The following is a 12,649-nucleotide window of genomic DNA, read 5'->3' on the forward strand; positions in this document are numbered from 1 at the left end:
CCACCGCGGCCGCCGTGGCGTAGCGGTGGGGGCCGAAGAGGCGCGCGACCGAGAGGATGCTCTCCTGATCGACGACGGTAACCTCAATCGTCGTTTCCACGCCGCCCGGCGAAGCGAACGACAGATAGTAGATGCCCGCGGAAGCCGGTATGGCGGCGATGCCCGATGCGCTCGGCGTAGCTTCAAGCGCCGTGTTGTTGCCATCGGTTGTCCACGCGACCGCCTGCGCCTCACGCGTGTAATCGTCGGCCGTAAACGCCCCCACATCGGCCGTCGATATGGTGATGTTGTTGGCAGCTACCGCCTCGCCTACGGTCAGATCGACCTCGAGCGCGTCGCGATCGTTGACGGTGAGCTTCGCCGTGGCCTCAAGCCCCTGGTTGGGCGTCGTGAACGCAAGCCCGTAGGTGCCGATGCCGGCATAGGGGGTCGACAAGGCGAGCGATGCGAAATCGATCTCGGACGGATCCTCGATGTCTTTGTCTTTATGGTAGCCGTACTGCCAGTTGACCGCTCCGACCGCATCGGCGTACCCGCTTATATCACCCGATGCGCGAAGATCCTCGAAGCCCTGCGCCTCGGTCGGCGAAACGACAACGTGCTCCTCGGCGACCTCGGGCGCCTCGTAGGCCCACACGCCGACGCCGATGGTGATTTCGGGATAGCTGGGCTGCGTGTAGTCGTAGGTCGTATAGGTTTCGTAATAGGGGTACAACCCGTTGGGGTATGTGCCGTTCGGCAGCATCTTGAAGCACGCGATCTCGTCTTCGGTCACATCGCCGTAGCCCCATGTTTCGAGCGTGTCCTTCTGCACGAATATCTTGCCGTGGATGCCGCCGGGCATCACCTGGTTGTTCGTCTGTATGTACTCATAGTAGATCGCGCCCGTCAACGGGTCGCCCGCGCTGTTGATGTTCGTTACGGCGTCGCCAGCATGAACCGCAATGCCGCCGCCGAGATCAGGATCGCCTATTTCGACATTGCCCGAAACCCAGAAGTAGCCACCGTGCTTGAATATCTCGTTGCCGTAGAATCCGCAGGTAAAATCGTGGCTATCGGTCATGCCGAGGTCGGTGTGCGGCGAGGGCAGCGCACCCTCGGCAACGTTGCCCTTGATGGTGGCGTCTTCGAGGACAAACCAGCTGTAGGTCGAACCGTACACCCAGCTTCCGTCCTGGTTGAGCACGCCGCCGCCGTAGCCGTGCGCCGTGTTGCCGGTGATGGATGCGTTCTTGATCTCGAGATGGGTGATCTCGTTGAACACGCCGCCGCCGTGGTCGGCGGTGTTGTTCGCGATGGTGCCACCGAGCAGGTACATATGGTTGTAGCCCGAACTCGCCATGGGCTTGCCCGCTCCGCCACCGCTACCGAAGGCAGTCAGCGTGCCAATGCCGCCGCCGTACGCGGCGCTGTTGCCCGAGATTTCTCCCCCATAGGTGTACAGATGGCCGATATAGGGGCTGTCGGAATACACGCCTATCTCGACACGCGTCGAAACCGAGATACCGCCGCCGCGCCCCGACGCCTCGTTATCAACGATCTTGCCGCCGTTGATGGTCGCTGTTGCGGCGTTCACATGAACGCCCGCGCCGTCGCCGTCGACGATGTTGCCCGCAATCTCTCCGTCTTCCATGGTGAGCAGCCCGTTGGGGTACGTGCTCGAATAGAAGGTGTTACCGTAGAGTGCATAGCCGTTCACCATTACGCCCTGTACGGTGTTGTCCCTTATCTCGCCGCCGTTCATGGTGAAGGGACCTTCGGTCACCACCGCCGCATGCGCCGCATTGAATTCGAAGTTCGATGCGCGCTGCGTGTCGCCCGCCATGCCGGTGATCAGTGCTCCGTCGTTCATGACGAGCTCGCCGTCGGCGTAGGTCATATGGCCACCCTGCACGAACACGCCCGAGCCCTTCTGGAGGCTCTTGTCGATGGTCTGGTCGGCTGCGCCCGTCACGTCGTTGTTCTGGAGCACGGCACCTGCACCCAGCGTGAGCTTGGCGCCGTTCCACATCACCTTGACGAGCGCGTTCTCAGCAGTGACAGCTCCCTTGTTGCCGTCGATCACGATATCTTCGAGCACGAGGCTCGCGTTCTCGTCAACTACGAGCAGGTACCCGGCGTATCCAGGATCGCGCGTAAGCTGTTGCGTGCTACGGAGTTGCAATTCGCTATCCGACTGCGCTTTGAGCACCACATGGCCGACAATCCGAAGTTCTCCGGTTACGGCAATGGAGCCCGACACCTCGACGGCAACCGGGTTGTCCTCGCTGGCAAGTGCGTTGTCGGGATCTTCGAGAGCCGCTTTCAGCTCGTCGAAGCTCGATACCGCCACGGACTCGTCGCTGGGATCGCCGGGTTCGACCGGCAGCTCGCCACCCTCGCCCCAATCGGAGAGGGGCGATGCTTCGTGCACCCCGGTATCAAGCGCAACAATACCATCGCCTTCGGATAAAAGCACGCTGGAATCGTTCGAACCTGTGTCGGCACCCTCCCATGCTCCACCATCGGTCTCGATCGGTGCGTCGGTTGAAGCGCCGCCTGCATCATTGGCAAGCGCACCATGCCCTGCACCCCCCCCGCAGAGTCGGCGGCATCTTCGCTGGGCAGCGCAAAGGCGACGCCGGGGACCATCGAGGTCGAGAGCGTCAGCGCTAGCAGCACTGTCAGCAACCGTTTTGTATTCATAGCCTTGCTCCTTTCGATTGTTGTCACATGGGACTCGGATTGAGGACAGTCGTTATCTGCTCGCAAAAGCAGCTGAAGCCCATCTCTCGAAAAACATCGAGGCGTTGGTGATGAGCGCATCGGGGTGCTCTTCGATTGCCATAGCATGTTCGCCTTTATCCTCCGTCGGACAGAGCTCGACAAGCCGCTCCCCCTCTTCGGTAAGCGCTATGTCGATGCGTCGCTTGTCGCCATCCTTCGGCTCGAACACGATGAGGTACCCCTCGTCTTGCAGAACGTTCACGAACGCCCGTGCCGCCTGGGTGGAACACTGGTTCGCATGAGCAACTTCGGTCAGCGTTGCCGATCCTCCCCTTGATGCGACGACATCGAGCACCAGGAACTGCCGTCCCGTCAGATGCCCGTACTTTGTTCTCAGGATGGTGTCGATGCTCTTTTTGAACGCGAGCAACTCATACATTTTTTCTCGTTGGGGCGGGTTTCGGCCACCCATGCAGACGAGGCTGCTCCCTGCATGCCACTCGTGCGTTTATCGCGTATGTTCTTTCCCATTATCTGAACGCTCCCTTGCTATCGGCGGTCCGGCAGCGTTGCAGCAAGGCCTTGCGGCCGCGCCGAAACACATGTCTTTTTTCGGGGATGAGGAGATGCGGGAAACTCGCACCCCGCGAGCACCGCATCTGTTGCCAAGATCGAGCGGATGCAACAAGACGCTGTTCCATCTGGCTGAGCGGGCGCAAAACAATGCCGCCGTCGGCTCGACAAGCGAGCCGACGGCGGCATTTATGGTAATATATTTCCTTCTTACCTACGAAAGAGCGAAAAAGCGCGCAGAGAAGCGGGGTGGAATATTGCGCCCCCCCCCGATATCTTCAGGGTTTCTTGCTGTTCGTCCCTGTATGGCGAAGCCGATTCTCAAGGCATTTTCCTTCGTAGATTACCAATCTATTAATGCAATATATTACATTAATAGAAAAAATGAAAGAACTTTCTTAATTTGGCGCAGATGTGCGTCCTGTTCCACACAACTTCTTGCCGATCTGCCTTTTTTGTGCGGGCCAGGCACGCTTGCCCGCCCATCGGCATTCGTCGCATCCGCCAGATTCCATACGTAAAAAGGCCGCCTGCTCTAGGGAAGCAGACGGCCCGTATCAAAACCCGGGCGAAAGCAGCTGGGTGAGATGCCGCTTTCGCACCGGGGATTGACCTACTGTGCGGCACGCTTTTTGCGACGCGACCGAACAACCAAGCTGACGATCGCGATTACCGCTGCGGCAATGCCTCCGACAACCGCCAAGGCGACGGCGATGAACGGTCCGTCTCCCGTTCTTACCAGATCGGAGAAGTAGCCGCCGAGCACCACAGAACCCGATTTTCCACTCGAGAACTCGAACGCCTCCCCGTCCTTCCAGTAAGAGAGCATGCCGACGTTGTTGAGCGTCTTCGAGGGCGGATTATCCCAGACCCTGAACTGCATGGTGATCTCGTTGCCCGTACCGAAACCCGCAGGCACGGTGCCGAAATCGACCACGAGACCGGTGATGTGCTCCCCTGCACTGAGCGAAGGGGCGTTGAAGCTGAACGGCTTGTTCGCATCGATGCCGGAATGAAGCACCGTGCGTCCCTTGTGGTTGGTGTAATACACCACATCGTAGCTCACGTCGGCGGCGCCCGAGAAGGCAGGCAACGATGCCGATACGAAATCGAGTCCTTGATCGGGCTTATCGGTTATGGCGTAACGGTCGAGCGAGGCGCCCCACTTGTTTTCGAAGCCCGTAAAGGTATAGGTGATCGTCTCGCCGGGCTTCACGCTCTTAACGTTGGGGGCCTTCACGAAGTTGTAGTTTTCCTCCTCGGGGCTTGGATCGGGTTTCGGACCCGGATCGGGATTCGATCCGCCGGACGCCTTGTAGACCAACGTGATGGCATGAGGGCCCGTCACGTTCGGAATGCTCGGATTGCCCGACCCCTGATCGGCGCCATTGAGCGCCCAACCGCTGTAGGTGTAGCCGGTCACCGCAGGCGGGGCGTACGAAAACGGATTGCGATGCGCAACCGTCGAGGTGGCTCCGCCCGGTATGGTCCTGCCCGCATCGTCGGCGTATGAGATCGTCACGGTATGGTCCACCGGCTGCACCGTCGCAGTCGCAAGCGGGCTCGTCCGACCGAACGCATCAGTTTGCGTTGCCGAAACAGCATCGCCCCGCGTGAGTATCACGCCAGCCGGCACATCGACTGACCAATAGCCGGTGGCAGCGAGAGGCGTCAAGGAGCTTGCCGATGAGGTTGCCGTCTGCCCGTTTGCGAACGTGACCGTAACCGAATTGCCCCGATCTGCCGACCCGGTGATCGTGAGCGCCGTCTCGAGCGGAGCCTCGATGCCCGGACCGTCGAGCGGAGCCGCGTATACGTAGGAGACAACACGGTCGCCGTTCGCAATGCTCGATTCGATGGCGGGGTCACCCGCATGGAGCGCATCTCCCGGCGCATCCTGGTCGGTCAGATAGCCTTGGTATTCGTATCCAGCGAGGATCGCCGGCGCAGGCGCATCGTCGTGCCCGAGCTCGAACGAGGTCCCCACATTGAGGATTTGGACATCCCGGTCGGTCGAGGGCAGCGGGGCAAGCGCCCCATCAACGCCCCTTGTCACCCATTGCCGGGTAAACGAGAAGTCCTCGAACCCGTCGGGATCGACTCCTCCCCCGCCCGGACCCGGAGGCGTCGCGCCGCCGTTATCGGCTCCGTAGACGTACCACACCTCGGCATTCGATTCGACGCTCGCGATCTCAGGAGTCGCCCCGCCCTCAACCGTCGAACGGTTCTCCTCCGAGGGGGTAGCGTAGTCGGCGCCGACGTACACCATACCGGTAAGGGTTTTGACGTTGGAGCCGTCATAGCGCTCGGCGTGCCCCAGCGTCTCGCTCGTATCCGCCGACACCATCTCGCCTGCACGGTCCACATGATGCTCGGTTACCGTATAGCTCGACTGCTCGTAGATGTAGTACACCTCGCGGTTGCCATCCGAAACCGATGCCGTAATGTCGGGCGCACCCGCATGGGGCGTGGTGCCCGCCGCATCCTGGTCGGTAAGATAGCCCGCATACGAGTACCCGGTCGGAATGCTCGGCACGGGGGCGTCGGTATCGGCGAGCGCGAAGGCGCTGCCTATGTTGACGATCTGGGTGTCGGACGACGTTGAAGGAAGCGCCGTGAACGCACCGTCTTCAACGGTTCCCCAATGGCGCACGATATCGATGTCCTCGACGCCGTCGGGCTGCGTTCCGCCTCCCGAGGCGCCGGGGCTCTCGCCGCCGCCCGCATCGCGGCCGTAAATCAGGTACAGGTACGTATTGCCTTCAATCTCGTCGATATGGGGTTCGGCCTTGTCGGCGACCAGCGACGGGTTTCCCGACGTCGCCGACGCAAACTGGAAGCCCTGATAAACGTAGCCGGGAATGTCGGTCGGTTCGCCGTCATAGGAATCCCCGCCGTCGCCCCTGAACCACTCATCGCCGTATCCGGCGATCGGGGTGCCGTTGCGATCCTGGTGGACGTGGATGATGTTGTACTCGGTCGTGAACTCGAAGTGGATTTCGGTATCCTCGGTCAGCGCGGGAAGAATGTAGGTGGTCTCGTTTTCGATGGATAACGGCTCGACGACCTCGCCGTTGTAGGTTATCTCCTTCAGCTTGCTGTCGAAGTACGGAAACACGGTGAACCGCAGCTCCTTGCCCTCTTCGACGTAGCGCCAGCCGCTTGTGAGGTTGCCTTTGGCGATCTCGCGCTCGTTGATCCGATCGTTTACGAAAGGGTTGTAGACGTTGTACGTGTCCACCGTAGCCGCACCTTCACCGCTCGACGTTATCTTGGTTTCGAGGTAGTAGTTGATCGCCTGGTATTCGGCATTCTCAACCGATGTGGGGGAGGTGGCCTCGGGGCCGCGTACGTAGAACTTGCTCGCCTTGGGCGTTGCGCTGAACGCTACCGAATCGATGGTCTCGGGCACGAACGCGGTATCGCTTCCCAGCGAGTAATTGGGAAACGACATCCCGTCAGCACCCACGTACACGATCGCGTTAGAAGCACCGTTGAACTGCCAGCCACCGCTCGGGAACGTCATGGGGGAGAGCTTCTCGAAATCGATGAATCCGCGTGAAGCCTGCGCGTTGAGGGCCGTGTCGCTCAAGGAGTGCATCGACAGGCAACCGGTGAACACGTAGGGGGGAAGCACGGTGATATCGATCCCCAAAGCAACGGTTGTGATGTTCCAGCAATTGGCGAACTGCCAGCCGCTCTCGTCGAGAGATGCGACCGCCGTCTTTTCGAGATCGATCACGTTCGGATTGGCCGTCGCGTTGATGAGCGAGTCGCTGAGCGTCCGCAGAGCCTTGCAGCCGGCGAACACGTTGCCGGGCAGCTGCTTTATGTCCGGTCCGAGCGTGACGGTTGTGAAGGCTTCGTTGTTCGCGAACTGCCGACCAGCCGCGTCGAGCGTTGTGACGCCCGTTTTCTCGAGATCGATGACCTTCGAATTGGCAAGCGCATGCTCGGGCGTATCGCTCACCGAGGAGAGGGCTTTCGAGTCGGTGAAGAGGTTTCCGGGAAGCACCTCGATGTTCTTGCCGAGCGCGACGGTCGTGATGGAGGAGCACTGGCTGAACGCGCTTTGTCCGAGCGCCGTCAGGTTGGTGCTCGAAAAATCGAGGACGCCCGGATACGCCCGCACATCGGCTACCGAACCCCCGAACGTCGTGAGCGAGCTGCATGCGCCGAACACGTCGTAGTTGAGCGACGAAACATCCGGCCCTACGGTAACCGCCGTGATGGAGGAGCACCCCCGAAACGACTGCATGCCCGAGAACTGCGTCACGCCTGTCGAGGCAAGATCGACGATGCCGGGATTCGCCGCCGCGTTGCCGAGCGTATCGCTCACTGTCGTAAGCGATGTGCAGCCCGCAAACGCCGACGCAGGAATTGCCGTGATGTTTGTGCCGAGGGCCACCGTCGTGATATTCTTCGCATTGGCAAGCGCGTACGCGTAGAACTCGCCGGTAAACGTCGACAGGTCGATCGTGGTGATGTTGAGGCTGTTGAGATAGGTCATCGAGGGAGTCGTCGACGAACCGCTTAATTGGAACCTGTTTTGGCCGCCGACTATCTTGAGCGTCGTTGCCGAGGCGATGTCCTCCTCGGAGAAGAGGCTCTTGAGCACGGTCTCGAGATTCGCCCAGTTGATCGGGTTATCCCCCATATCCACGATAAGCTCATCGAGCGCAAGCGGCCCAACAAGCGCTTCGTCCTCGACCGAACGCACGCCTGCGCCAAGCGCCGTGATGGCCGCGTCGGCCTCGACTTCGATCAGCTTGGTGTAGGCGATGGACTCTTCGTTTTCGGGATCGGCTTCGAACTTGTTGTCGCGCTCGGTATCGGCATCGGGAAGCGGCGGAAGGTATTCGGTTCCGTCGATCGTCTGCGCTTCGGCCTTCACGCGATAGGCGCCCGGCTCCACCTCGGAAAAGGAATAGGTTCCGTCCGACTCGGTGCGAGTCTCGGCAATAGGCTGCTCGCTATCGTCGCACAGGGTAACGGCGAACCCGGGAACAACCGCTTCATCGGCGGTGCGAACACCGTCCTCGTTTTCGTCGTGCCACACGAGTCCCGATATCGAAGCTGCGCCGTTCGCCTCCTCGCCTCCGCCGGCATCGGCTGGCGAAGGCGTATCCGTTTCAGGAGCAAGGTCGTCAGGGGCATCGCTGTCGGAAGCCGGCGCAGAGCCCCCGCCCGAAGGCGGCTGCGCACCGGAGCCAGGCGCCTGCTCGGAGGACAAATCGCCTGAGGCTCCATCCTGCTCCGCTCCCTCTTCGCCCTGCCCGGGATCCGAGGTTGCTTCCCCGGGTTCCTGCAGCGTCCCGTCGAGCATCGTCTCGGTGTACTCGAACGACTGGGCTGCCTCGGGCGACGGTCTCGCATTATTGTTATCGGCCGATGCCAGCGGGATCAGCGCCATGCTCGCCACCAGAAGCGCCGCGAGCGCCGCGCCCACTACCTTGCGTTTTCTCGTCTTTAGCATCGTTTCACCTCCTGCTTCGGATTGGTCTTCATGTAAAAGGTCGTTACTCTTCGGCTTTCCCATAGCGAACCTCATCTATCGAACATCGAGACGAACTCGAACATGTCGGGTACGGGACCTGTGCCCCCGAAGCGATACGCCACTTCGACGGCCTCGGTTCCCGGAATCGCCTTAACGATCACGAACAACTGCTTGTCCTGCTTGATGAGCTCGTAGACCGCAAACAGCGACCCTTCGAGCGTTTCGGCGTATCCTTGCTGCGCCGCGCCGAGCGATTCAACGAACGAGGCGACGTCCGGACCGCTGCCTCCCTGACTCGCCAAGGCGAGCAGCCGCTCTTCCCCGTCGCTCCCGATCATGTCGGCCAGCGTTGCGATAGGCGCTTCAGCGGGAGGCTCGTCGACGACGGGCTCGGGTTCTCGTTCGGGAGGCTCGGTCGGCTCTTCAACCGGTTGGACGAGCGCAGGCGTATCGGCCACCGACTCCGCGGGCTCGCCGGATACGACGACGCCCGTCGCAATACCGGCGACGAGCAAGACCGACGCTCCACCGATGGCAAGCTTTGCCGCGACCCCCTGGCCTGCGGCAGCAGCGGCGCCGACGCCGGCTACCGAAGTAACGGCGCATACGGAACCCGCATACTCCATAAGCCGCCGCTCCATATCAACCGTTACCAGGTGCGAGCAATCGAGTTCGTAGATGCGCGCGAGCGTCGGCATGGCCCCCGTCGGAAGCATGGCCGACGCCAGGACGGCACCGCCGTTGGCCTCCTCGATCTTCTTCCTGAGAGCCTGACGCGCTCGCTTGAGATCGTTCGTCACCTTGTTGGCGTTGACGCCGAGCGTAGCGGCGATCTCCTTGTAGGAGAACCCCTCGAAATAGAACAAGAGCAGCGCTTCTTGGTAGTTCTCGTTGAGCTCTTTGATGCGCTCGAGAACGAACGACCGCTTTTCCGCATCTTCGGCATATTCGGCAGGCAAGAACTCCGTACGCGCTTCTTCGATCGACATGATCGCATCGTTTGCCCCGGGATCGCCGCCGATCAGTATCGTATCTCGCTCCATCGCGCCGTTTCTCCGATAGCACGTGTACTTGACGATGCTGTGGAGCCACGAATCGAACGCATCGAGATCCTTGAGCTTCCCGATCCCCCGATACGCCTTGAGCACGGCTTCCTGTGCGCAATCCTCCGCATCGTCGGCATTTCCGGCATAGTGCAGCGCCAGATACAGTATCTTGGAGCGGCACGAGCCGATGAGCGCTTCAAAGGCTTCGCTATCGCCTCGCCGCGCTCTGTCAACCAGCTTTCGCACGTCTGAACGACGTGCCTTCTTCTCACCCATATGCATTCCCTAGTCCGTTCTATGCTCTCGAACGCGAGCGTGATTTGCGCGCGTTCTATAGGTATAGTTCCCGGGCTGTACAAACATCTGTCACTAAAATGGTAGAAAATCGCAAAATTTGTAATTCATTCCATAAACTCTGATAGATATACCGTAAATCCTAGTTATTACCTATTATTTTTAAAGGGATCATAGTAACTACATAATATATTACCTGTTAGCGGACCCGGGAAGCGGGCGCCGATCATCGGAATCGCCGCATGTCGAACGACTTGTCGGCCCTGCTTCATACCAAACCGCCCACATGTTGCATAGGGTTAATAATTTAGGTACTAAAATAATTCTGAGAATGCCCATATCTGATTCACACGCTCATGGTAACTAAGCCGTAAAATAGTCAAGTTTCACAAAAATGAAAAACAACGCACAGAGGTTCTTCGGCACCGGGCGCGCAAGCGCTTTTTTTACGGCCGGAGCACCAAAGCACAGGCACAAAGGAGCGCATATGGGATTGAGCCGTAAACAGATCATGATGCTGGCCGTTTTGATGTTCGGAACGTTCGTCACCGTCCTCAACCAAACCGTCGTCACGCCGGCACTCCCCTCGGTCATGACCGAGATGAGCGTCGATGCCGCCACCGCCCAGTGGCTCACCACCGGCTTCACGCTCGTGAACGCCATCATGATTCCCATCACGGCCTACCTGACCGACCGCTATTCCACGCGCAACCTGTTCGTGGTCGCGATGGGCATCTTCACGGCAGGCAGCCTGCTTGCCGGCTGGGGGCCGTCGTTTCCCGTGCTGCTCGCCGGCCGTTTGCTGCAGGCGGCGGGCGCAGGCATCCTCATGCCGATGGTTATGACCGTGCTCATGCTCACCTTCCCCGTCGACAAGCGCGGTAGCGCGATGGGCCTGTTCGGCGTGGTCATCGCGTTCGCGCCCGCAATCGGCCCGACCGTCGCCGGTCTCATCATCGACAATGCGAGCTGGCACGACATGTTCTTCATCATCGCCGGACTCTCGGCGCTCGTTATCGCGTGCTCGCTGTTCGTGCTCGAGCGCACCTCCGCACCCGATAAGCAGACTTCGCTCGACAAGCCCTCGGTCGTATCTTCGTCCCTCGGTTTCGGCTGCCTGCTGTACGGGTTCAGCGTGATCGGATCGTACGGGATCAGCGTGCAGGCCGCCATCGCAACCGTCGTTGGCATCGTAGCGCTCGTGTACTTCTTCCGCCGTCAGCTCAAAATGGAAAACCCCATGCTGCAGGTGCGCGTGCTTTTGAATCGGAAGTTCCTCATCGGCACCATCATCGGCATGCTCGTACAGGCATCGCTTCTAGCTGCAGGCATCCTGCTGCCCATCTACCTGCAATCGCTGATGGGTTACTCGGCGACGGTTTCCGGCCTCGTCATCCTCCCCGGCGCCATCGTCATGGGTGCCATGGGGCCGATAGCCGGGCGCCTGTTCGATAAGCATGGGCCGCGCGTTTTGAGCCTGGTCGGCCTCTCGATGCTCACGATCACCACATTCGCCATGGCGTTTCTTGGAGACGGAACCGGCATCGCCTACCTGACCATCCTCTACACCGTCCGCCTGTTCTCGCTCTCGCTTGTGAACATGCCCATCACCACCTGGGCCATGAACGCACTCGACAACACGCTCATCAATCACGGCACCTCGGTGAACAACACCTTCAGGCAGGTTGCCGGCTCGCTCGGTACCGCCGTGCTCGTCTCGATCATGACCATCGCCACCAACGCAGGCAGCAGCTCGATGGATTACGTGCATGCGAACATCTTCGGCATCAACATGGCGTTCGCCGCTGCCGGCATCCTGTGCGTAGTCGGTCTCGGACTCACGATCGCGTTCGTGAAGGACAAGCCCGGCGAGACGGCGAAGACCGATGTCGACAACGCACGCCGCAGCGTGCTCGAAAGCATCATGAAGCGCGACGTGTACGTGCTCGACGCCGATGCGACGGTCATCGACGCCATGAAGCTGCTTGTCGACAAGCACATCAGCGCCGCCCCCCTCGTCGACAACGCCGGCAACGCCGTCGGCTTCGTATCGGACGGCGACATCATGCGCCACCTCTCGAAACGCAGCCAGATGTACGTGGATCCCGTCGTCATGATCATGCAGATGGGGCGCGACAGCACCGATTTCGACGATAAGCTGCGCGACCTCATGCAGATGCAGGCGAAAGACATCGGCGCAAAGGGCATCATCGGCGTCGACATCCACGCCGACCTGCCCGAAGTGTGCCGCGTGCTCGGAGAAAACCACCTCAAGAAAGTGCCCGTCCTCGACGACGGCCATATCGTCGGCGTCATCAACCGATCGGACGTCACGCAGTACTCGATGAAATCGTACCTCGAAAGCGAGCAACCCGCGTAAAGCTATATCGCCGAAGCGCTTCGGCGAAAAATCGAGCACTGCCGCACGAACGGCAGTGCTCGATAGCGCACAGCGGCACGCAACCCAAACGATGGCGGCCAACCATAGTGCAATTCTCCAAAATGAGGCCCAATCTGGCAGAGATTTTCGATC

At 60.2% G+C, this 12,649-nt stretch carries 5 protein-coding genes; 1 reads left to right on the forward strand and 4 read right to left on the reverse strand.

All coding sequences use genetic code 11. The features are described 5' to 3' along the window. The 4 genes from C1722_RS10480 to C1722_RS10495 form a co-directional block, all read right to left on the reverse strand. On the reverse strand, positions 1–2,458 hold a 2,458-nt coding region (locus C1722_RS10480), incomplete at its 3' end, for an autotransporter outer membrane beta-barrel domain-containing protein (protein WP_219724296.1). Between the two features lie 279 nt (positions 2,459–2,737). Further along, positions 2,738–3,145 carry a MarR family transcriptional regulator gene (locus tag C1722_RS10485; RefSeq protein ID WP_102379178.1) on the reverse strand — a complete coding sequence of 136 codons (408 nt, stop codon included), beginning with the start codon at positions 3,143–3,145 and terminating at the stop codon, positions 2,738–2,740. A gap of 747 nt (positions 3,146–3,892) precedes the next feature. Beyond that, a complete protein-coding gene (locus tag C1722_RS10490; protein WP_180995147.1) occupies positions 3,893–8,755 on the reverse strand; it encodes a leucine-rich repeat protein in 4,863 nt (1,620 codons plus the stop codon). Between the two features lie 71 nt (positions 8,756–8,826). Then, complete coding sequence (locus C1722_RS10495) at positions 8,827–10,098, reverse strand: RNA polymerase sigma factor (protein WP_180995148.1); 1,272 nt, start codon at positions 10,096–10,098, stop codon at positions 8,827–8,829. 505 nt (positions 10,099–10,603) lie between these two features. Between C1722_RS10495 and C1722_RS10500 the strand changes: the two genes are divergently transcribed. Continuing rightward, entirely contained in the window at positions 10,604–12,496 is a 1,893-nt protein-coding gene (locus C1722_RS10500; protein ID WP_102379181.1) for an MDR family MFS transporter, read from the forward strand. The last annotated feature ends 153 nt before the right edge of the window (positions 12,497–12,649 follow it).

Origin of the sequence: Raoultibacter timonensis (assembly GCF_900240215.1) — a bacterium.
Lineage (GTDB): Bacteria > Actinomycetota > Coriobacteriia > Coriobacteriales > Eggerthellaceae > Raoultibacter > Raoultibacter timonensis.

Bases quoted from the DNA above. Each gene is read 5' to 3' on its own strand.
- C1722_RS10485 (WP_102379178.1), bottom strand. From the start codon at position 3,145: ATGTATGAGTTGCTCGCGTTCAAAAAGAGCATCGACACCATCCTGAGA.
- C1722_RS10490 (WP_180995147.1), bottom strand. From the start codon at position 8,755: ATGCTAAAGACGAGAAAACGCAAGGTAGTGGGCGCGGCGCTCGCGGCG.
- C1722_RS10495 (WP_180995148.1), bottom strand. From the start codon at position 10,098: ATGGGTGAGAAGAAGGCACGTCGTTCAGACGTGCGAAAGCTGGTTGAC.
- C1722_RS10500 (WP_102379181.1), top strand. From the start codon at position 10,604: ATGGGATTGAGCCGTAAACAGATCATGATGCTGGCCGTTTTGATGTTC.